At 54.1% G+C, this 21,908-nt stretch carries 13 protein-coding genes; 9 read left to right on the top strand and 4 right to left on the bottom strand.

Features of this window, described 5'->3' with window-relative positions:
- Positions 1–24: 24 nt before the first annotated feature.
- Entirely contained in the window at positions 25–414 is a 390-nt protein-coding gene (locus E6C74_RS03850) for a DUF3293 domain-containing protein (RefSeq protein ID WP_136483377.1), read from the bottom strand.
- 319 nt (positions 415–733) lie between these two features.
- Here E6C74_RS03850 and arcA point away from each other — a divergent pair, with 319 nt between their 5' ends.
- The gene (arcA, locus tag E6C74_RS03845; RefSeq protein ID WP_136483376.1) at positions 734–1,450 is read left to right on the top strand and encodes a two-component system response regulator ArcA; all 717 of its coding nucleotides are present in this window, start codon (positions 734–736) and stop codon (positions 1,448–1,450) included.
- 138 nt (positions 1,451–1,588) lie between these two features.
- Here the strand turns inward: arcA and E6C74_RS03840 are convergent, their stop codons facing one another.
- From E6C74_RS03840 to E6C74_RS03830, 3 genes are all read right to left on the bottom strand, one after another.
- Positions 1,589–2,035 carry a hypothetical protein gene (locus E6C74_RS03840; RefSeq protein WP_136483375.1) on the bottom strand — a complete coding sequence of 149 codons (447 nt, stop codon included), beginning with the start codon at positions 2,033–2,035 and terminating at the stop codon, positions 1,589–1,591.
- Between the two features lies 1 nt (position 2,036).
- On the bottom strand, positions 2,037–4,382 hold the full coding sequence (arcB, locus tag E6C74_RS03835; RefSeq protein ID WP_136483374.1) for an aerobic respiration two-component sensor histidine kinase ArcB: 2,346 nt from the start codon (positions 4,380–4,382) through the stop codon (positions 2,037–2,039).
- A gap of 273 nt (positions 4,383–4,655) precedes the next feature.
- Positions 4,656–5,579: a TIGR01212 family radical SAM protein gene (locus tag E6C74_RS03830; RefSeq protein WP_136483373.1), complete on the bottom strand. Its 924-nt coding sequence runs from the start codon at positions 5,577–5,579 to the stop codon at positions 4,656–4,658.
- Between the two features lie 538 nt (positions 5,580–6,117).
- Between E6C74_RS03830 and gltB (E6C74_RS03825) the strand changes: the two genes are divergently transcribed.
- The 8 genes from gltB (E6C74_RS03825) to btuF all read left to right on the top strand — a co-directional run bounded on the left by gltB (E6C74_RS03825) (position 6,118) and on the right by btuF (position 21,728).
- Positions 6,118–10,656, top strand: coding sequence for a glutamate synthase large subunit (gltB, locus tag E6C74_RS03825; protein ID WP_136483372.1), 4,539 nt, complete (start codon positions 6,118–6,120; stop codon positions 10,654–10,656).
- Positions 10,656–12,125 carry a glutamate synthase subunit beta gene (locus tag E6C74_RS03820; RefSeq protein ID WP_136483371.1) on the top strand — a complete coding sequence of 490 codons (1,470 nt, stop codon included), beginning with the start codon at positions 10,656–10,658 and terminating at the stop codon, positions 12,123–12,125. The genes gltB (E6C74_RS03825) and E6C74_RS03820 overlap by 1 nt, the downstream gene beginning before the upstream one ends.
- Positions 12,126–12,541: 416 nt before the next feature.
- Positions 12,542–17,005 carry a glutamate synthase large subunit gene (gene gltB / locus E6C74_RS03815; RefSeq protein WP_136483370.1) on the top strand — a complete coding sequence of 1,488 codons (4,464 nt, stop codon included), beginning with the start codon at positions 12,542–12,544 and terminating at the stop codon, positions 17,003–17,005.
- Positions 17,006–17,023: 18 nt separating this feature from the next.
- Positions 17,024–18,436 carry an FAD-dependent oxidoreductase gene (locus E6C74_RS03810; protein WP_136483369.1) on the top strand — a complete coding sequence of 471 codons (1,413 nt, stop codon included), beginning with the start codon at positions 17,024–17,026 and terminating at the stop codon, positions 18,434–18,436.
- Between the two features lie 222 nt (positions 18,437–18,658).
- Complete coding sequence (locus tag E6C74_RS03805; protein ID WP_168796947.1) at positions 18,659–19,093, top strand: DUF1499 domain-containing protein; 435 nt, start codon at positions 18,659–18,661, stop codon at positions 19,091–19,093.
- A gap of 117 nt (positions 19,094–19,210) precedes the next feature.
- Positions 19,211–19,906, top strand: a complete 696-nt coding sequence (gene mtnN, locus E6C74_RS03800) for a 5'-methylthioadenosine/S-adenosylhomocysteine nucleosidase (RefSeq protein WP_136483368.1) — start codon at positions 19,211–19,213, stop codon at positions 19,904–19,906.
- Between the two features lie 10 nt (positions 19,907–19,916).
- Positions 19,917–20,870 (top strand): cobalamin biosynthesis family protein, encoded by a 954-nt coding sequence (locus tag E6C74_RS03795; protein WP_136483367.1) that lies wholly within the window; start codon positions 19,917–19,919, stop codon positions 20,868–20,870.
- The gene (btuF, locus tag E6C74_RS03790) at positions 20,871–21,728 is read left to right on the top strand and encodes a vitamin B12 ABC transporter substrate-binding protein BtuF (protein WP_136483366.1); all 858 of its coding nucleotides are present in this window, start codon (positions 20,871–20,873) and stop codon (positions 21,726–21,728) included. It begins immediately after the preceding gene.
- Positions 21,729–21,908: the final 180 nt, after the last annotated feature.

The raw sequence follows: 21,908 nt of genomic DNA, 5'->3' as shown, positions 1-21,908 counted from the left end.
CCTCCGTGATTCTTGCTGGGCTTATTATGGTAATTTATCGCGCAGCGGGCCCAGGCAATACGCCTGATGAGGCACACAAGCGTGCAGCCACAACTCGCCGTCGCTGATATAGTAAATCGCATTCTGGCCAAACTCAGTGGCCAACTGCAGCGCTGCAGCTAAAGGCATGGCTACGGCAAAACTGTCTTCAAACCAGTCAAACCTTGGGTCGCCGACCCGGACTCTACTCCAATCATAGTTGGCTATGGTTTGCTGTAAACGTTGATTATTTACGCAATTCTCACTGTCTGACAACCGAATACTTTTCGGGTTCCATGCGGTAATTACCGCAAAAGAGGCAAATAACGTCTCGTTTTCAAAGCAAAAACAGACATTTTGGTAAGCCTGCCATAATCTTGGGTCGATAGTGCTCATTCTCGTCTTTTTACAACTCGTTATTACTATTCATATCTGTTACATTTCAACCCTTGATATAAATCAACAAAGTTGTTGGAATTAACATCAGGCCGTTGTTAGCAAGCTGTTAACATTATAGAATTCGTTTTAAAGACTAGTAGAACCAGTGGGATATTGGATCTCAATGGCTAGTGTTATCCATGGAAGGCGGGCAACCAAAGTCAGCATAATCACGAAAATCTTTGGTTTATTATCAACATAAAATTACTTGTATGTTATGTTTTTGCCTAGAATAAGTTCTATTAGCACATTTTTTTCACAAGTTTAGGTACCGCCAATGCAAACCCCGCAGATTCTTATCGTTGAAGACGAGCAGGTGACTCGTAACACTCTGAAGAGTATTTTTGAAGCAGAGGGCTACGCTGTTTTTGAGGCCAGTAACGGTGAAGAGATGCACCATGTGCTGACCGATAACGCCATTAATTTGGTGATTATGGATATCAACCTGCCAGGTAAAAATGGCCTGCTGCTGGCTCGCGAACTGCGTGAGCAAGCGGACGTAGCCCTGATGTTCCTGACAGGTCGCGACAATGAAGTTGACAAAATTCTTGGCCTGGAAATCGGTGCAGATGACTACATCACTAAACCGTTTAACCCACGCGAGCTGACCATTCGTGCCCGTAATCTGCTAAGCCGTTCGATGAACGCCAGCAGCAGCCACGAAGAAAAACGCTCGGTTGAGAAATACGAATTCAACGGTTGGGTTCTCGACATCAACAGCCGTTCACTGATCAATCCTAACGGCGACAGCTACAAGCTGCCACGTTCAGAGTTCCGTGCCCTGCTGCACTTTTGTGAAAACCCGGGCAAGATCCAGACTCGTGCGGATCTGCTGAAGAAAATGACCGGTCGTGAGCTGAAACCACATGACCGTACTGTAGACGTTACCATCCGCCGCATTCGTAAACACTTTGAATCGGTAACCGGTACGCCGGAAATCATCGCCACTATCCATGGTGAAGGTTACCGCTTCTGCGGCGACCTGGAAGAGTAATCCAGGCTCTGCCAGCAGGTGTCAGCGCCGCTGCCATAACGACCTTATGCAGCACCGGATCTCGCCTCACCTGCTCACAAAGATGAAAAAGCCTCTGCATTAGCAGAGGCTTTTTTGTTAGCCGCAGATCGGTCAGTATCAGTAAACTTTATCAATGCTCACTTTGTGCTGCACCAGCCAGATCTCGCCCTGACTGTCGCTCAGACCCAGCGCGACACTGACGCTGCGGTCGATATTCACTTCACTGCCGCTCTGGAACACCACTTCCCAGCGGTTATCACTCTCAGTGCGCAGCTCGACCATGCCACCATCAATGATCCACATCGAGTCGCCCTGTTTAATCACGATCTCACTGACCGTCAGATCGGCCGGCAGTTGATCGGACGTTTCCAGGCGCAAAGTTCCGTTCAGATTCTGGCTTTGCGCACCGGCGCCGGCTTTAGGCATCTGATCGGTCCAGAGATTACTCTCGAGCTGAATCGCCGTTTGTTCAATCATGGCCAGGTTGCCCTGTTGCCAGTTCACATTCGGGGTCGAACAGGCGACTAAACCTAAGGTCGCCAACAATAAAAGCCATTTCTTCATGTTATCTCCTTTGCGCTAACCACTGTTTTAATACCTCAATGTCGTTCAGGTACTCGTTTTTAATTTCATCGACCCAGTCTTCAATATTCTCCCACCAGGCCGGCGCATCCGGCGACTGCGCTTTCTGCGCCACACTCTGAATGTGTTTCAGACCAATTGACCCTGCCGCCCCTTTGATCTTGTGCGCTTCCGAAACGATACCATCCTGATCTTTCGCTACCATATTGGAGTCGAGGATCTCGATGTAGTCCGGCATCATCTGCTCAAACATCTCAATGCTGTCGAGCACCGGCTGCGGGCCCACAATCTCAACATATGACTCCAGCATACTCAGATCGAGCAGGCGGTTATACAGCTCATCATGACCATCCTGCGGCGCTTCTGTCGGCATATTAGTCTCCTGGGGGACTTCGGTATGCTGATAAACCAGTTTATTGATCACTGCCTGCACCGCCTTCACAGACAATGGCTTACTAATCGCTTCATCCATACCTTTGCGCTGATACTCAGCTTTGTCTTTCAGCACGTTGGCGGTCAGGGCCACCAGCGGCGGCAGCTGAGGGTAAGTCGCGCGATAATACTGGGCGACGTCAAAGCCAGTCATGTCCGGCAACTGGATATCAAGGAAGGCGAGATCAAAGGCTGCAGGATCGAATTTCTGTTTGGCCTCTTCACCGGTCATGGCCACTGACACGGTATGACCCAGGCTTTCCAGCAGCGAACGTGCTACGGTAATGTTGAGCTCAATGTCTTCGACCATAAAGATATTCAGGCTCTTATGCTCAAGCGGGCCCTGCTGCGGCTCGCTCTCTTGGGCCAGCGGTACACAGATGCTGACGGTAAAGGTGCTGCCAAAGCCCTCTTCGCTGCTGACCGTGATATCACCGCCCATCAGGTTAATCAGCTGACGTGAGACAGCCAGGCCGATACCGGTGCCGACGGCATGCAGGTTGTCTTTGCCGGACTTAACCTGATAATACATGGCAAAAATCTTATCCAGTTCTGCTTCCGGAATGCCGATGCCGGTATCTTCAATGTCCATCACGATGTAAGCCTGACCATCTTCAATATCGGCGCTGACGGTCATCACTACCCCGCCCTCTTTGGTAAATTTCATCGCATTGCTGATCAGGTTCCACAGCACCTGACGCAGGCGGGTCGCATCCACTTCAACCAGCGCCGGCAGATCGGTGAGACGTTCCAGATCGAAACGCAGCCCTTTCTGCTCCGCCATCAGAGCCGACAGGCTTTCCAGCTCAACCACGAACTCCTCAAAGCTGAGCGGTGCCGGGAACAGCTCCAGTTTACGCCGGTCGAACTTATCCATATCGATGATATCGTTAAAGATATTGCCCAGAGTCACCGCGCTGACGTTAATGGTCTGCATATGCTTACGCTGGTCCGGATCGAGCGGTGTATCGAGCAGCATGCGGCTCAGGCCGACAATACCGTTCAGCGGGGTGCGCAGCTCATGACTGATGGTGGAAATAAAGGTGGTTTTGTCACGGCTGGCTTTTTCCAGCGACTCTTCATGGCGTTTGCGTTCGGTGATGTCGCGTCCGAAACCAACCAGCCCGAGGTGGCGGCCCTCTTTGCTGTAAAACGGCACTTTACGCAGCTCGAAGTAATTTTTGCGGCCGTCCGGATATTCCAGCCACTGCTCATAGGTGAGCGAGCGGTTATTCTGGAACACTTCCTGGTCGGTTTCGACAATCGACTGGGCGATCTCTTTGCGGTACACATCCCACGGCGTCAGACCGACCAGATCGCTTTCGCGTTTGCCGGTCAGCTCTTCCATCGCCCGGTTACAGCCCGAGAATTCGCCTTTGGCGTTACGGTAGTAAATCAAATCCGGTGACGCATCGATAAACGAGCGCAGCAGCGCAGTACGCTCAGCCAGTTCCATCTGAGTTTTCTCACGCTGAAATACCTCATTTTCCAGGTCAGCCATCGCCATCTCGCGCGCTTCTTCCGCTTTGATGCGCTCTTCGATCTCCTGATTGAGCTTGACGATGTTCATCTGCAGCTTCTGATTGAGCTCCTGGTCACGGGAGCGCATGTCTTTCAGCTTCGACACCAGTTTAGATAAGCGCTGGCGCGACTCTTCCAGTTGATCGACCACCACGGAAAGGAAATAGACCGCCCACGGTGTGATCAGCAGGCCGAAAAACACCGAGCGTACAATATCGATATCGTCGACATAGCCATTCAGAGCCAGGGTGATCCCGACCTGAACCACCACCGCCAGCGCAACCAGGGCCAGCGCCAGCAAAATAGAAAAACGTAAAATGCCCAGTTTCACCAACAGGTCAACGTAATACTGAGCGAGATTCTTCATCGGTTTCATTCAATGCTCCGCAGCAAAAATTCGACGGCTTGAGGCCGCACGGGGCCATTGCCCGCAGCGACTAGTCTAACGTGTTTCAAGGTCAGGCGTCAGCCATTGGCTTCACAACCCGTTGAAAAATCGGAGCAATGAGCAGCGATTTCAGCCATAAGGAGACAATCGCCGCCGGAGCCCGGCCGCTCGCAACGCCGGGACAGGAAGACGAGTGCTATATCAGGGTAAGACGAGCGCTGCGGCAGATGAAAATAGTGCTACAGCAGATGAAAACGAGTGCTACGGCAGATGAAACGGCCGGCCGAGCAGCGACCCCTGCGCGCCATCCCGGTCCAGAGTACGGCCGATGGCCGTCATCGCCAGCCAGCGGTTTTCACACCACAGCGGCGCCAGCAGGGTCGGCTGCCGCGCTGCCGAGGTGACGCGATGAAACACCACCTCCGGCGGAGTGCGGCGAATCATCTCACAGACCGTAGCGACATAATCATCCAGCTGCGGCGCCCGCAGACGACCGGCACGCCAGGCTTTCGCCATGGTGCTGCCCTCAACAATGTGCAGGCCGTGCAGCTTAATGCCGTCGGTCCCGACCGCCAGCACCTTATCCAGCGTGGTGAGGTTATCGGCCCGGCTCTCGCCCGGCAGGCCGACGATCAGATGGGTGCAGACTTTAATCCCCAGCGCGCGGGCACGGCCGGTCATCTCTGCATAACAGGCAAAATCATGGCCGCGGTTAATGCGTTTCAATGTTTGCTCCCGGGCGGTTTGCAGGCCAAGTTCGAGCCAGATTTCATAGCCCTGCGCTACATAACCGGCCAGCAATTCCAGCACCGCATCCGGCACGCAATCGGGCCGGGTACCGACACACAGGCCGACAATATCCGCCGTCTGCAGCGCCTGTTCGTACATGCTTTTCAGGGTCTGTACTTCGGCATAAGTGCTGGTATAGGCCTGAAAATAGGCCAGATACTTTTTCGCGCGCCGCACTTCACCGGCCCGGTCGTGTAACTGCTCAGCGATGCTTTTGACCTGGCTCTGTTCATCGGCAAACGAGGCCACGTTACAAAAAGTACAGCCGCCGCGGCCGATGGTGCCGTCACGGTTCGGACAGCTGAATCCGCCGTGCAAAGTCAGCTTATGCACTTTTTCGCCGTAGCGGCGCTGCAGATCCTGGCCGATGGTATTGACTAACTGGTGCAGTTGCATGCTAACCCTTACTTTTCCGTTGCTCACAAATGAAAATAAATCTCACTTCGATTTATGTAATTAAATTACAAATTTTGGCTGAAATATTAAGAACATGAGGGCAAATTTTCTCTGGCAGAAATCAATAAACATTCATTAAAAACCGCCTTTATTCACTATTGTTGCATTCGTGTTATACAGGTTATGCATTTGAAAACAAAAAAAACGCCCCAAAAAGGACACTTTTCGTTGCATTTTCGTGCAACAAAATTGTAGGATACTTACAGTTTTGCGTGGTTTTTTGATTAGTTTACAACACAAAACTTCGCAAATTATCGGTGATATTCCGCGCCTACCTATATAAACCACTAGGAAAGTGGTTCGATAAAAGGGATATCACTAAGGATTGTTTTTCTCACAAAACTTTTCCTGTGAGAGACGGAAAGGAAGCGAACCGGCCACACTGGCTGGTTTAGATTCATAACAATTAAAGGACAGGATACACAGCTGGGGCTTGCCTTGGCTTAATTGTGTCCGCTTGAACTGGAAGGATGTATCTATGGTAGATCAAGAGCAAAGTTCGCACGGTCTTTATACTCCGGAATTGGAGCATGACGCATGCGGTATCGGTTTTGTTGCTCATCTGAAGAACCGTAAATCTCACCAAGTCGTGACTCAGGCACTGGATATGCTGGCACGTATGGAACACCGTGGTGGCCAGGGTTGTGACCCGTGCAGCGGTGATGGTGCAGGTATCTTGCTGCAAAAACCACACGAGTTTCTGCTGGAAGAAGCGGTTAAACTGGGTATCAAACTACCGGCGTTCGATAAATACGGCGTGGGTGTAGTACTGTTCCCGAAAGATGCAGATAAACGTGCACAATGTCGTGAAATCCTCGAGCGCAATGCCAAGCGCCTGGATCTGGACGTGATCGGTTATCGCGTTCTGCCAACCGACAACTCAATGCTGGGTGCAGACCCGCTGAGCACGGAACCGCAATTCGAGCATGTGTTTATTTCCGGCGGTCCGGGCATGAGCGCGGACGAGCTGGAGCGTAAACTGTACGTTCTGCGTAACTACACCGTACGTGTGTGTCTGGAAAGCGTGTCGAACATCGGCGACGACTTCTACATCAACTCACTGTCTTACAAGACTCTGGTGTACAAAGGTCAGCTGACCACCGAGCAGGTACCACAGTACTTCCTCGATCTGCAGAATCCGACTATGGTGACCGCGCTGGCGCTGGTTCACTCACGCTTCTCTACCAATACATTCCCTAAATGGCGCCTGGCGCAGCCTTTCCGTTATATTGCCCACAACGGTGAAATCAACACCGTGCGCGGTAACCTGAACTGGATGAAGGCACGCGAAGCGATTCTGCAATCAGACCTGTTTACCCAGGCTGAAATCGACATGCTGCTGCCAATCTGTCAGGAAGGCGGATCAGACTCAGCCAGCTTCGATATGGTACTGGAACTGCTGGTACTGTCAGGCCGCAGCCTGCCACATGCCCTGATGATGATGATTCCGGAAGCGTGGCAGGAAAACAAAAACATGGATCCGAAGCGTCGCGCTTTCTACCAGTTCCACGCCAACGTGATGGAACCGTGGGACGGCCCGGCTTCAGTGTGCTTTACCGATGGCGTACAGGTTGGTGCAACCCTGGACCGTAACGGTCTGCGTCCGTCACGTTATACCGTGACCAAAGACGATTTCCTGATCATGGCATCCGAGTCCGGCGTGGTTGAAATTGCTCCGGAAAACGTTGAACACCGTGGTCGTCTGCAACCTGGCCGTATCTTTGTGGCGGACCTGGAACAGGGTCGCATCATCTCTGATGAAGAAGTCAAAGATGGCATTGCTAATGCTCAGCCATACCAGAAATGGGTGGAAGACAACCTGCTGAGCCTGAAAAAACTGCCGGCTTCAGACAACGTCCACAGCCAGCCTTCACCGGAACGTCTGCTGCACCGCCAGCAATCATTCGGTGTCAGCAGCGAAGAAGTCAACGACATCATCCTGACTCTGGCCAAAACCGCGTACGAACCGCTTGGTTCTATGGGTGCGGACTGGCCGGTTGCCGTGCTGTCACATCAGTCACAGCATCTGTCTAACTACTTCAAGCAGCTGTTTGCTCAGGTCACCAACCCGCCGATCGACCCGATCCGTGAGCGTATGGTGATGTCGCTTAATACCTACATTGGCCGCGACCAGAACCTGCTGGCAGAAAGTCCGGCTCACTGCCGTAAAGTTGAGCTGGAATCTCCGGTCATCTCTAACGCCGAGCTGGAAAAACTGCGTGCTATCGACAACGAGCACCTGCAGGCGAAAACCCTCGACATCGTATTCCAGGCCAGCGAAGACGCCGGTAAGCTGGAACGCGCGCTGAAACGTATCTGTCAGTACGCCGAAGATGCGGTGGTTGACGGTTACTCTATTATCGTTCTGACTGACCGCGCGGTGAACTCAAACCACGCGGCGATTCCGGCCATGCTGGCAGTCGGTGCCGTGCACCACCACCTGATCCGTAAAGGTCTGCGTGCTAAATGTGGCATCGTGGTTGAAACCGGCGATGCGCGTGAAACCCACCACTTTGCAACTCTGGTCGGTTACGGCGCCAACGCGGTCAACCCGTACCTGGTCACCGAGACCATCGTTGATCTGCAGCGCGTCAAGAAACTCGACGCAGACGTTTCTGTCGAGCAGTACTTCGACAACTACCGTAAAGGTATCAATGGCGGCCTGCTGAAGATTTTCTCGAAAATGGGCATCTCGACCCTGCAGTCGTACAGCGGCGCGCAAGTGTTTGAAGCGCTGGGGATCAGCAAAGCCGTGGTGGATAAATTCTTCACCGGCACCGTGACCCGTATCCAGGGCATGACGCTGGATGATATCGCCAAAGAAGTGCTGGTTCGTCACCGTGTCGGTTACCCGACCCGTGAAATCCCGCTGCAAATTCTGGATGTGGGCGGTGTTTACCAGTGGAAACAGCGTGGTGAAAAACACCTGTTCAACCCGGAAACCATCCACCTGCTGCAAAAATCGACCCGTAACAAAGATTTTGCTCAGTTCAAGCAGTACGCCGCTGAAGTCGACCGTCAGGGCGACAAAGCCGTCACGCTGCGCAGCCAACTGGACTTCGTTAAGAATCCGGCCGGTTCCATTCCGATTGAAGAAGTGGAATCGATTGAAAGCATCGTGAAACGTTTTGCGACCGGTGCGATGTCGTTCGGTTCTATCTCGTACGAAGCGCACTCGACCCTGGCTGTGGCGATGAACCGTCTGGGCGCGAAATCGAACTCTGGTGAAGGTGGTGAAGACCCAATCCGCTTTACGCCAAAAGAGAACGGCGACTGGGAACGCTCAGCGATCAAACAGGTCGCGTCAGGCCGTTTCGGCGTCACCTCTTACTACCTGACCAACTCTGAAGAGATTCAGATCAAGATGGCGCAGGGCGCAAAACCGGGTGAAGGTGGCCAGCTACCGGGCGACAAAGTCGATGACTGGATCGGTGCAACGCGTCACTCCACTCCGGGCGTCGGTCTGATCTCGCCACCGCCGCACCACGATATCTACTCTATCGAGGACTTGGCGCAGCTGATCTACGATCTGAAAAACGCCAACCGTAAAGGCCGTGTCAACGTTAAGCTGGTGTCCGGCGCAGGCGTCGGTACGATTGCCTCTGGTGTGGCGAAAGCGAAAGCTGACGTCGTGCTGATTGCCGGCCACGATGGTGGTACCGGTGCATCGCCAATTTCATCCATCCGTCACACCGGTCTGCCGTGGGAACTGGGTCTGGCTGAAGCGCACCAGACACTGCTGAAAAACGGTCTGCGTAACCGTATCGTGGTTCAGGCTGACGGCCAGATGAAAACCCCGCGTGACATCGCGATCGCTACTCTGCTGGGTGCAGAGGAATGGGGTGTGGCGACGGCGGCCCTGGTGGTTGAAGGCTGTATCATGATGCGTAAGTGTCATAAAAACACCTGTCCGGTTGGTATCGCAACCCAGAACAAGACCCTGCGTGAGCGCTTTGACGGCCGCGTAGAAGACGTGGTGACCTTCTTCCAGTACATGGCGCAAGGTCTGCGTGAAATCATGGCTGAGCTGGGCTTTCGCACCATCAACGAGATGGTTGGTCAGGCCCAGAAACTGAAAGTGCGCGAAGAAGTCGGTCACTGGAAGTACAAAAACCTGGATCTGTCGACCCTGCTGTTTATCGAGCCGCCACGTGCCGGCGACGGTATTCACTGTCAGACTCAGCAGAACCACCAGCTGGAAAGCGTGCTGGATCGCCAGTTGATCGAAATTGCCCAACCGGCGCTGCACAGCGGCCAGGCAGTTGAAGCTGAATTGCCGATCATCAACACCGACCGCAGTACCGGTACCATGCTGTCGAATGAAATTTCGAAAGTGTACAAAGATGCCGGTCTGCCGCAGCCAATGAACGTCAAGTTCAACGGTAGTGCAGGTCAGTCATTCGGTGCCTTCCTGACCAAAGGCGTTAAATTCGAAGTCGAAGGCGATGCCAACGACTACTGGGGTAAAGGCCTGTCCGGCGGTACGCTGGTGCTGTATCCGGATCGCAACTCCAGCCTGGTGGCTCAGGATAACATCGTGGTCGGTAACGTCTGTTTCTACGGCGCGACCTCAGGTGAGTCTTACATCCGCGGTCTGGCAGGTGAGCGTTTCTGTGTACGTAACTCAGGCGCCAAGGTGGTGGTGGAAGGCGTGGGCGACCACGGCTGTGAATACATGACCGGTGGTGTGGCTGTGATTCTGGGCGCAACCGGACGTAACTTCGCCGCCGGTATGAGTGGCGGTACCGCCTACGTGTGGAACAAATCAGGCGACTTCGAAACCAAGCTCAATGCTGAACTGGTGGACTTGGATCCGATCGAAGCCGAAGACAAAGCACTCCTGAAAGAGATGCTGACCAAACATGTAGAGTTCACAGGAAGTGACGTTGCACAAGCGTTCCTGGACAACTTCGAAGATAACCTGGCCGATATGGTTAAGGTCATGCCGCGTGATTACAAAGCGGTACTGAAGCAGCGTCAGGAAGCAGCAGCAACAGCAGAAGCGGAGGCAGTGTAATGGGTAAGCCTACTGGATTTTTAGAATTTGGTCGTGAACTACCACAGAAGATCGACCCGGCAGAGCGTATCAAGAACAACAAAGAGTTTGTTCTCAACGACGAGTTTGGCAGCAAGATCAACGAGCAGTCATCCCGTTGTATGGATTGTGGCGTACCGTTTTGTCATAACGGCTGCCCGATTGGTAACATCATTCCTGAGTTTAACGATGCGGTGTATCGTGACAGCTGGGAAGAAGCGTGGAACATTCTGAGCTCGACCAACAACTTCCCGGAGTTTACCGGTCGTGTGTGTCCTGCTCCGTGTGAAAGTGCCTGTGTCCTGGGCATTAACCAGGACCCGATCACCATCTGTAACATCGAAAAGACCATCGTGGAGCGTGCCTACCAAGAAGGTTACGCCAAACCGAAAACCCCACGCAGCCGCACCGGCAAAAAAGTGGCGATCATCGGTTCAGGCCCGGCGGGCCTGTCCGCAGCCGAGCAGCTCAACAGTGCCGGCCACGAAGTGACGGTATTTGAACGGGATGAGAAAGTCGGTGGTCTGCTGCGCTTTGGTATCCCGGATTTCAAACTGAGCATGGATGTCATCGATCGTAAGATTAATCTGATGGCGGAAGCCGGCGTCAAGTTCGAAGTCAACCAGCACATCGGTGTCGATGTGAACGCTCAGCAACTGCGTCAGGAATTTGATGCCGTGCTGCTGACCGGTGGCTCAACCGTACCGCGTGATCTGCCGATCCCGGGCCGTGAACTGAATGGCGTATACTTTGCGATGCAGTTCCTGGGTCAGAACAACCGCCGTGCCAACAACATGGACCTGAAGACGGAAGAAATTCACGCCAAAGGCAAGCATGTGGTGGTCATTGGTGGTGGTGATACCGGCTCTGACTGTGTCGGTACGTCCAACCGACACGGCGCAGCCAGCATCACTCAGGTGGAAATCATGCCGATGCCACCGGAAAAGCGCCCGGCAAACATGCCTTGGCCGCAATACCCGATGATTCTGCGCACCTCAACCTCCCATGAAGAAGGCTGTGAGCGTCACTGGAATATTCTGACCAAAGAATTTATCGGCAACGATAAAGGCGAAGTGACCGGTCTGCGCATTGCCGACATCGTGTGGAAAGACGCCGCACCTGGCGAACGTCCGGGCTTTGAAGAAGTCGCGGGCAGCGAGCGTGTGATTGCGTGTGATATGGCGTTCCTGGCCATGGGCTTCCTGCATCCGGAACCACACGGCGTGCTGGCTCAACTGGACATTAAACTGGATGAGCGCGGCAACGTGGCGACCCAGGATTTCGCCACCAACCAAAAAGGCGTATTCGCAGCAGGCGATATGCGTACCGGCCAGTCTCTGGTGGTACGTTGTATCAACGAAGGCCGTGAATCTGCCCGTGCGGTTGACGCTTACCTGATGGGTAATACCCATTTAGAGGCAAAAGCGGACTCACTGATGCTTTCAGCATAAAAGTCCAGAAATTAAGGCTCGACAGAAGCAATTCTCTGCAAGCCTTAATTTAGACACCATAAGATCCTTCCTATTGTTCCTATTTGGCTAGCAGTCTCTGCTAGCCTTTTTTATGTGATTCTCATCCGCTGAGAGTTATTTGTTAAAAACCTGTAACACCACCATTCCTATCTATTTGAATTTATTGACAATTAACAGAGTAATAGCTGGTAAATAGCTGACAGACATGATTATTCACCAAAAACTTGACCTTTTTCACAATAAGCTATAGGTTGTGAATTCAGTGATAAATAGACTGTCTCGAATTGTTAAGTTTTTAGTCACTTAATTTTCATAATTATTTAAATTATAACAATACGAACGAATAGTTAGTCATTTACTGTCTGGATGACAGAGAAGCAAAAGGGAGAATTGCAATGGCTCTATATGATCCAAGTCTTGAGAAAGACAACTGTGGATTCGGCTTGATCGCGCACATGGAAGGTCAGGCTAGTCATAAATTGGTTCGCACCGCGATTTCTGCTCTCGATCGCATGACTCACCGTGGCGGTATTGCTGCCGATGGAAAAACCGGTGATGGCTGTGGTCTCCTGCTACAAAAACCCGATTCTTACCTGCGCCTGATGGCTGAAGAACAGCACTGGAAGCTGGGTAAGCAATACGCGGTTGGTATGATCTTCCTGAGCAGAGATCCTGTAAAAGCGCAGACTGCGCGCGACATCATTAATAAAGAGCTGGCGCAAGAAACACTCACGGTATCCGGATGGCGTACCGTACCAACCAATCCGAAGGTACTGGGTCCGATCGCCGCGGAATCCCTGCCTGATATTCAACAAGTCTTCATTTCTGCCCCGGCTGGCTGGCGCGAGCGTGATATTGAACGCCGCCTGTATATCGCCCGTCGTCGCATCGAAAAACAGATCAGCGAAGACAAAGATTTCTACATCTGTTCGCTTTCAACTCAGGTCATTGTTTACAAAGGCTTGTGTATGCCGGCGGACCTGCCACGTTTCTATCTTGATCTGGCAGACCTGCGCATGGAATCCGCGATCTGTCTGTTCCACCAGCGTTTCTCAACCAATACTCAGCCTCGCTGGCCGCTGGCTCAGCCGTTCCGCTATCTGGCGCACAACGGTGAGATCAACACCATCGAAGGTAACCGTCAGTGGGCCCGTGCCCGCGCGTACAAGTTCTCTTCGCCGCTGCTGCCGGATCTGAAGAGTGCCGCCCCGTTTGTTAACGAAACCGGTTCTGACTCGTCCAGCCTGGATAACATGCTGGATCTGTTTTTGGCCGGTGGTATGGATATCTTCCGTGCCATGCGCATGCTTGTGCCGCCAGCGTGGCAGAATCACCCGGATATGGACGACGATCTGCGCGCGTTCTACGATTTTAACTCCAAACACATGGAGCCGTGGGATGGCCCGGCCGGTATCGTTCTGTCTGACGGCCGCTACGCAGCGTGTAACCTCGATCGTAATGGTCTGCGTCCGGCGCGCTACGTTATCACCAAAGACAAGCTGATCACCCTCGCCTCTGAAGTCGGTATCTGGGATTACGCTCCGGATGAAGTGGCCGAGAAAGGCCGCGTCGGTCCGGGCGAGCTGCTGGTGATTGACACCCGTAAAGGCAAACTGTGGCAATCGGCCGAGATCGATAACGATCTGAAGAGCCGTCACCCGTACCGCGAGTGGATGAAAAATAACGTCTACCCGCTGAAAAGCTTTGCTGAACTGCCGGATGATCAGGTCGGTGAGCGCAACTTCGATGAAGATCAGCTCAACACCTACCAGAAACAGTTTGCAGTGACCCGTGAAGAAGTGGATCAGGTGCTGCGCGTCATGGCCGATATGGGCCAGGAAGCGGTCGGCTCTATGGGTGATGACACTCCGATGGCGGTGCTGTCTTCCAAAGAGCGCCTGCTGACCGACTATTTCCGTCAGAAATTTGCTCAGGTCACCAACCCGCCGATCGATCCGCTGCGCGAAAAACACGTGATGTCGCTGGCGACCAGTATCGGTCAGGAAATGAACGTCTTTAACGAGACCGATGGCCACGCCCATCGTGTGACTTTCGACTCGCCGGTCCTGCTTTACTCAGACATGCAGCAGCTGCTGACGCTGAGCGATCAGCATTACCGCAATACGATTCTCGACATCAACTTTGATCCGCAGCAGCAAGATCTGAAACAGGCCCTGCTGGAACTGTGTGATAAAGCCGAGCAGGTGGTGCGCGAAGGCACAGTGCTGATCGTTCTGTCGGACCGCGCCCTGACTGAAGGCAAACTGCCGATCCCGGCCGCGATGGCCGTCGGCGCGGTGCAAACCCGCCTGGTGGAAGCCAACCTGCGTTGTGACGCCAACATTATTGTTGAAACCGCGACCGCCCGTGACCCGCACCAGTTCGCCGTACTGATCGGCTTTGGCGCGACAGCAGTCTACCCGTACCTGGCGTACGAAGTGGTTGGCAAACTGGTTGATGACGGCGTGCTGGAGAAGAGCTACCGCGACGCGATGCAGAACTACCAGTACGGTATCAACAAAGGTCTGTACAAGATCATGTCCAAAATGGGCATCTCGACCGTGGCCTCTTACCGTTGTTCACAACTGTTTGAAGCGGTCGGCCTGCACACCGACATCGTCGATCTGTGCTTTAAAGGTGTGGCGACCCGTATTCAGGGCGCGAACTTTGAAGACTTCCAGCAGGATCTGTTCAACCTGTCACGCAAAGCGTGGACCAAACGTAAAACTGTTGAACACGGTGGTCTGCTGAAATACGTCCATGGCGGTGAATACCACGCCTACAACCCGGATGTGGTCGGCACACTGCAAAAAGCGGTCAAATCCGGCGCAAGCAGCGATTATGCTGAGTTTGCCAAACAAGTGAACCAGCGTCCGCCAGCCATGCTGCGCGACCTGATGACACTGAAAAAATCCGATAAGCCACTGCCGCTGGAGCAGATTGAACCGGCTACCGAGCTGTTTAAACGTTTCGACTCAGCCGCAATGTCTATCGGTGCCCTGAGTCCGGAAGCGCATGAAGCGCTGGCCATGGCGATGAACCGCATCGGTGGTCACTCCAACTCAGGTGAAGGTGGTGAAGATCCACGTCGTTTCGGTACCGAGCGTAACTCGCGCATCAAACAGGTCGCCTCCGGCCGCTTTGGCGTCACACCGCATTACCTGACTAATGCTGACGTGCTGCAAATTAAAGTCGCACAAGGCGCGAAACCAGGTGAAGGCGGCCAGCTGCCGGGCCACAAAGTGACGGCGGAAATCGCCAAGCTGCGTTACTCGGTGCAGGGCGTCACCCTGATTTCACCGCCGCCGCACCACGATATTTACTCGATTGAAGACTTAGCCCAGCTGATCTTCGACCTCAAACAGGTTAACCCGCAGGCGCTGGTTTCGGTCAAACTGGTTTCCGAACCGGGGGTCGGCACCATCGCGACCGGTGTGGCGAAAGCCTACGCGGACCTCATCACCATTTCCGGTTATGACGGCGGTACCGCCGCCAGCCCGCTGACGTCGGTTAAGTATGCCGGCAGCCCTTGGGAACTGGGTCTGGCGGAAACGCAGCAGGCACTGGTCGCCAACGGTCTGCGCCACAAGATCCGCCTGCAGGTGGACGGTGGCCTGAAAACCGGTCTGGACGTGATTAAAGGTGCGATTCTCGGTGCGGAAAGCTTCGGTTTTGGTACCGGTCCAATGGTGGCGATGGGTTGTAAATTCCTGCGTATCTGTCACCTCAACAACTGTGCAACCGGTGTGGCGACTCAGGACGAAACCCTGCGCCGCGACTACTTCAAAGGTCTGCCGGAAATGGTCATCAACTACTTCACCGGTATTGCCGAAGAAGTGCGTGGCTACCTGGCGGAGCTGGGCGTTGAGAAACTGACCGATCTGATTGGCCGTACTGACCTGCTGGAAACCGTGCAGGGCATGACCGCCAAACAGAGCAAACTGGACTTGTCCGGTATTCTGGAAGCGCCGCTATCACCGGATAACTTGCCACTGTACTGCACCCAGCCAAACACACCGTTTGACAAAGCGGTACTGAACCAGAAGATTGTCGACGATGCGCTGCAAGCGGTTGAGAACCAGCAGTCGACTGAACTGTACTATGATGTGATTAACACTGACCGCTCCGTCGGCGCCCGCCTGTCGGGTGAAATTGCCAAACGTTACGGCAACGCCGGTATGGCGGCTAACCCGATCAAAGTGGTACTGCAAGGTACCGCGGGTCAGTCCTTCGGGGTATGGAACGCAGGCGGCGTAGAGCTGTACCTGACCGGTGATGCCAACGACTACGTCGGCAAAGGCATGGCCGGCGGTAAGATTGTGATCAAACCGCATCTGGGTACCGCGTTTACCTGTAACGAAGCGACCATTGTCGGTAACACCTGTCTGTACGGCGCAACCGGCGGTAAGCTGTTTGCGGCCGGTAAAGCGGGCGAACGTTTCGGCGTACGTAACTCAGGCACCATCGCGGTTATCGAAGGCGCGGGCGACAACGCCTGTGAATACATGACCGGCGGTATCGTCGCGATTCTGGGTGCAACCGGGGTCAACTTCGGTGCGGGTATGACCGGTGGTTTTGCTTATGTGCTGGATGAAAACGGCGATTTCGCAGGCCGCGTCAATGACGAGTCGGTCGAAGCGCTGTCGCTCAATGAGCTGTACATCCATCAGGAGCATCTGCGTGGTCTGATCGCCGAGCACCTGGAAGAAACCGGTTCAGTGCATGCTGAAAACATTCTTGCGAACTTTGATGAATGGATTCCGAAGTTCTACTTAATTAAACCTCAGTCTGCGGATCTACAGACCCTGCTCGGTCACCAAAGCCGCAGCTCTGCAGAACTGCGCGTTCAAGCACAATAATTGGAAGGAGCCGAAGTAATGAGCCAGAACGTATACCAATTTATTGATGTTAACCGGGTTGATCCGGCCAAGAAGCCGATCAATGTGCGTAAAATTGAATTCGTAGAAATTTACGAACCTTTCACCCAGCAGCAAGCGGGCGCTCAGGCGGACCGCTGCCTGGATTGCGGTAACCCGTATTGTGAATGGAAATGTCCGGTGCACAACTACATCCCGCAATGGCTGAAACTGGCCAACGAGGGCCGGATTCTGGAAGCGGCCGATCTGGCGCACCAGACCAACAGCCTGCCGGAAGTGTGCGGACGCGTCTGTCCGCAGGACCGTCTGTGTGAAGGTTCCTGTACCCTGAACGATGATTTTGGCGCAGTCACCATCGGTAATATTGAAAAATACATTACCGATACCGCGTTCGAAATGGGCTGGAAACCGGACATGTCGAAAGTGGTGTGGACCGACAAAAAAGTCGCGATCATCGGTGCCGGCCCTGCTGGCCTCGCTGCGGCTGACGTACTGGTGCGTAACGGGGTCAAACCGGTCGTGTTTGACCGTTACCCGGAGATCGGTGGCCTGCTGACGTTCGGTATCCCGTCCTTCAAGCTGGAGAAAGGCGTGATGGAAAACCGTCGCCGCGTCTTCACTGAGATGGGGGTTGAGTTCCGCCTTAACATCGAAGTGGGTAAAGATGTCCAGCTGCAGGATCTGATCAACGAGTACGATGCCGTGTTCCTGGGCGTAGGTACCTACAAGTACATGCGTGCCGGTCTGGAGAACGAAGATGCGCAAGGCGTGTACGATGCGCTGCCGTTCCTGATTTCCAACACTTATAAAGTGATGGATCTGCCAAGCAACGAACCTTTCCTCGATATGGCCGGTAAAAAGGTCGTCGTGCTGGGTGGTGGTGATACCGCAATGGACTGTGTACGGACCTCAATTCGTCACAACGCGGCTAACGTTATCTGTGCGTACCGTCGTGACGAAGAGAACATGCCGGGCTCACGCCGCGAAGTGAAGAACGCCAAAGAGGAAGGGGTTGAGTTTATGTTCAACCTGCAGCCACTGGGGATTGAAGTCAACGCCGCGGGCCATGTCAGCGGTGTCAAAGTGGTCAAAACTGCACTGGGTGAACCGGATGCCGCCGGCCGTCGTCGTCCGGAGCCGGTCGAAGGCAGCGAACACGTGCTGGCGGCAGATGCCGTTATCATGGCGTTTGGTTTCCAACCGCACCAGATGAGCTGGCTGGAACCATTCGGGGTCGAGCTGGATCAATGGGGCCGCATTAAAGCGCCTTCTGAGCAATCATTCCGCTTCCAAACCAGCAATGAGAAAATCTTTGCCGGTGGTGACGCAGTACGCGGCTCAGATCTGGTGGTGACCGCTATCGATGAAGGTCGTAAAGCGGCCGAAGGCATCATGGACTTCCTCGAGGTCTGATCGATAGCCGTAGTGCCTGTCGCCATGCGTCAGGCGCTACACGCTTCACTGTTTGACAAAAGGATTCATCATTGATGAATCCTTTTTGTTTTATACTAGGGACTGTCGGCTGCAGCGCTCAGGGCGTTGGGTTTAGTCAAGCTAAGCGAGGTAAACCTAAGCTAAGCGTGATGACCTTGCGGCCGCTTATCTTCACTCATATCAAGTTACAGGACCGCGCCGATGCGAAGAGAGGGAATCCTGCTGGTTGCCGTGCTATTGCTCAGCGCGTGCAGTCAGGGAGTCGCACCAATGACAGACAGAACCCAAACCCCTTGCGGTGATAAGCCCAACTGTGTTTCCACCCAGGAAAGCCGCGACAAGTTTGCCCTGGCGCCCTTTATCCTGCGTCCGGGCGTCACGCTCGATCAGATTGAACGGGTCGCCCTGACCCTGCAGGGGGCGAAAACCGCCGACAAACAGGATAACTACCTGCGCATCGAGTGCACCACGCGCTTCCTGCGTTTCGTCGATGATCTGGAGCTCAGGCTGCGTGACGATCACCTGATCGTGCGCTCTGAATCGCGGGTCGGTTACAGTGACTTTGGCGTCAACCGCCGCCGCGCCGAAAATCTGCGCGAGAAACTGGCCGCCGCCGGTATGCTGCGCCAGCCTTAGAGCTTCTCTATACACGAATAAACCCGGCCTCACACGAATAAACCCGGCCTCGCGCAAGCAGCGCAGAACGTGGTAGACTCTGCGCAGTTTTTTCATAATTGATATAAGAGATTCTGCATGAAAATTGGCATCATCGGCGCAATGCAACAGGAAGTCGCGATTTTAAAAGACGCCCTGGAGAACGTTCAGCAAACCAGCAAAGGCGGCGCGACCTATTACACCGGTCAGCTGCACGGCGTAGACGTTGTGGTACTGCAATCGGGCATCGGTAAAGTGGCCGCTGCGGTCGGTACCGCGATCCTGCTTGACCAGCACCAGCCGGATGTCGTGATCAATACCGGTTCAGCCGGTGGTTTTGACTCCTCCCTCAACGTCGGCGATGTAGTGATTTCAACTGAAGTTCGCCATCACGATGCTGATGTGACCGCATTCGGCTACGAAATCGGTCAGATGGCTGGCCAGCCAGCCGCGTTTAAAGCCGATGACAAGCTGATGGCGGTGGCAGAGCAAGCGCTGGCCACCATGCAGGACAAACATGCGGTTCGCGGCCTGATCTGTACCGGCGATGCGTTCGTGTGCAGTGCGGAACGTCAGGCAGAAATCCGTCGCCACTTCCCATCGGTAATCGCGGTTGAGATGGAAGCCTCGGCCATTGCCCAGACCTGTCACCAGTTCCAGGTACCGTTTGTGGTCGTGCGTGCTATCTCTGACGTGGCCGACAAAGAATCTCCGATGTCTTTTGACGAGTTCCTGCCACTGGCAGCGCAAAGCTCGTCAGAGATGGTGATCAAAATGGTGGAACTGCTGAAGTAAAGCCACGCTCATGGACGAGATATTTCATACTCTGTATGCCAACGGTGCGCTCCTGGTTATGTGGGGCGCGCTGTTATTTCATCTGATCCTGCCTATCCCACGCGGTGCTCATCCGGTCACGCTGTGGCACAAGTTCGCCGATCTGCTGGCCAGTAAAGTCAACACCCAAACCAATTACGCTCAGAGTCAGTTATCCGGTACCTTAGCCTGGATGCTGATGATCCTGCCGGCGCTGGCGGTTCTGATTGCCCTTAAACCACTGGTCTGGCAGCCACAGCTGTTTGAAATGGCCCTGCTGCTGCTGGCGCTGGACTGGCGCAGCCAGGAGCAGCTCGCTAATCAGCTCAGTCAGGCTCTGGCACGCGAAGATAAAAAGCTGGCGCGCAGCCTGCTGATGCCTTACGTCAACCGCGATACCTCCACCCTGTCACCTCTGGGGCTGGGTAAGGCCGGCACCGAAACCATAGTGATGGGTTTTGGCCGCAATGTGGTATGCGTACTGTTCTGGTACGGATTACTCGGTGGCGTTGGCGCCCTGCTCTATCGCCTGATGGTCGAACTGTCTCGCGCCTGGTCACCGTCCCGCGCCCGTTTTCAGCCATTCGGACGACCAGTGGTGCACGCGGTCGCAATACTGGAATTTATTCCGCTGCGCCTGTTCAGTTTGTTTGTGGTGTGCGGCAGCAAAGCCACAGAAGTGTTGTCGACCACGCTGGCACAAAGCCGCGCCTGGCCGCTGCCCGGGCCGGGCTGGTTGCTGTGTGCCGTCGGCAACAAACTGCAGCTGTCGCTGGGCGGACCAGCCATTTACGGCGAGCAGAAAGCGGTGCGGGTTAAAATTGGCGGTCGAATAGCCCCGTCAGCCATTCATCTGGCGCAGGTACATAAACTGCTGGCTTGGCGCATCTTCGCCTGGATTGTGGCAGAAAGTGCCGTGCTGGTATTGATTCATCAAGGAGTTTAAATGCGCCTCTGGACGCTCAGCCTTATCTGTTTCAGCGCCTGGTGTCAGGCCGCCCCGTCTCAATCTCAGGTCGCCTCGTCTCAATCTCAAGCCTCATCGGTGCAGCGGATTATCAGCCTGGCACCGCACGCAACCGAAATCGCCTTTGCCGCCGGCCTCGGCGATAAGCTGGTGGCGGTCAGTGAACACAGCGACTACCCGCCAGCCGCGCGGAAAATAGAGAAAGTGGCCAACTATCAGGGCATCAAGATCGAACGTATTCTGGCTCTGCACCCGGATCTGGTGCTGGCCTGGCCGTCGGGTAATCCGGCACGCGAACTGGATAAACTCAAACAGCTCGGCCTCAATATTTACTATTCAGAAACCGGCGATCTGGACAGTATTGCCAACAATATCGACAAGCTGAGCCAGTATGCCGATGATCCGTCGGTCGGTGCCAGGGCCGCAGCCGATTTCCGTCAGCAGCTCAGCGAACTGCGTGCCCGCTATGCCGATGCAAGACCAGTGCGCTACTTTTATCAGCTCAGTCAGAAACCAATCATTACTCTGGCGCAAAACGGCTGGCCGACGGAAGTGTTCCGCTTTTGCGGCGGTGAAAATGTGTTTCAGAACAGCCCGTCTCCCTACCCGCAGATAGGTATCGAGCAGGTGCTGGTCGCCCAGCCGGAAGTGATTTTCACCTCCCAGCATGCAATGGCCAACGGCACCATGTGGTGGCGCTGGTCAGAACAACTGCCGGCGGTAGCAGAGCGCCATGTCTGGTCACTCAATTCGGACTGGATCAACCGCCCGACCCCGCGTACGCTCAATGCGATCAAACAGGTGTGTGATTATTTTGATCAGGTGCGAAATCAGTAACAGGATCAGCAAAAATCCCTTACAATCTGCGCCCCATAAATACATCACTCGCAGGATGTTATCCGCCGATAAACCGGCTGTGACCAGATTAGGTTATGCTTAAGGCAGCCAAAGGTCGCAGGTTATCTCGTGGCGGCTACCATCCGGCGAACCTTTATTCACAGATCTAACAAAGCGAAC

It is taken from the genome of Vibrio sp. H11, from assembly GCF_004804295.1.
Lineage (GTDB): Bacteria > Pseudomonadota > Gammaproteobacteria > Enterobacterales > Vibrionaceae > Vibrio > Vibrio ostreae.
This window is presented reverse-complemented; position numbering and strand designations above follow the sequence as displayed.

What these genes read in the sequence shown, in the direction of transcription:
- E6C74_RS03840 (WP_136483375.1), bottom strand. Translation starts at nt 2,035, where the DNA reads ATGAAGAAATGGCTTTTATTGTTGGCGACCTTAGGTTTAGTCGCCTGT.
- gltB (WP_136483372.1), top strand. Translation starts at nt 6,118, where the DNA reads ATGGTAGATCAAGAGCAAAGTTCGCACGGTCTTTATACTCCGGAATTG.
- E6C74_RS03830 (WP_136483373.1), bottom strand. Translation starts at nt 5,579, where the DNA reads ATGCAACTGCACCAGTTAGTCAATACCATCGGCCAGGATCTGCAGCGC.
- E6C74_RS03820 (WP_136483371.1), top strand. Translation starts at nt 10,656, where the DNA reads ATGGGTAAGCCTACTGGATTTTTAGAATTTGGTCGTGAACTACCACAG.
- E6C74_RS03795 (WP_136483367.1), top strand. Translation starts at nt 19,917, where the DNA reads ATGGACGAGATATTTCATACTCTGTATGCCAACGGTGCGCTCCTGGTT.
- E6C74_RS03850 (WP_136483377.1), bottom strand. Translation starts at nt 414, where the DNA reads ATGAGCACTATCGACCCAAGATTATGGCAGGCTTACCAAAATGTCTGT.
- btuF (WP_136483366.1), top strand. Translation starts at nt 20,871, where the DNA reads ATGCGCCTCTGGACGCTCAGCCTTATCTGTTTCAGCGCCTGGTGTCAG.
- arcA (WP_136483376.1), top strand. Translation starts at nt 734, where the DNA reads ATGCAAACCCCGCAGATTCTTATCGTTGAAGACGAGCAGGTGACTCGT.
- E6C74_RS03810 (WP_136483369.1), top strand. Translation starts at nt 17,024, where the DNA reads ATGAGCCAGAACGTATACCAATTTATTGATGTTAACCGGGTTGATCCG.
- gltB (WP_136483370.1), top strand. Translation starts at nt 12,542, where the DNA reads ATGGCTCTATATGATCCAAGTCTTGAGAAAGACAACTGTGGATTCGGC.
- mtnN (WP_136483368.1), top strand. Translation starts at nt 19,211, where the DNA reads ATGAAAATTGGCATCATCGGCGCAATGCAACAGGAAGTCGCGATTTTA.
- arcB (WP_136483374.1), bottom strand. Translation starts at nt 4,382, where the DNA reads ATGAAACCGATGAAGAATCTCGCTCAGTATTACGTTGACCTGTTGGTG.
- E6C74_RS03805 (WP_168796947.1), top strand. Translation starts at nt 18,659, where the DNA reads ATGCGAAGAGAGGGAATCCTGCTGGTTGCCGTGCTATTGCTCAGCGCG.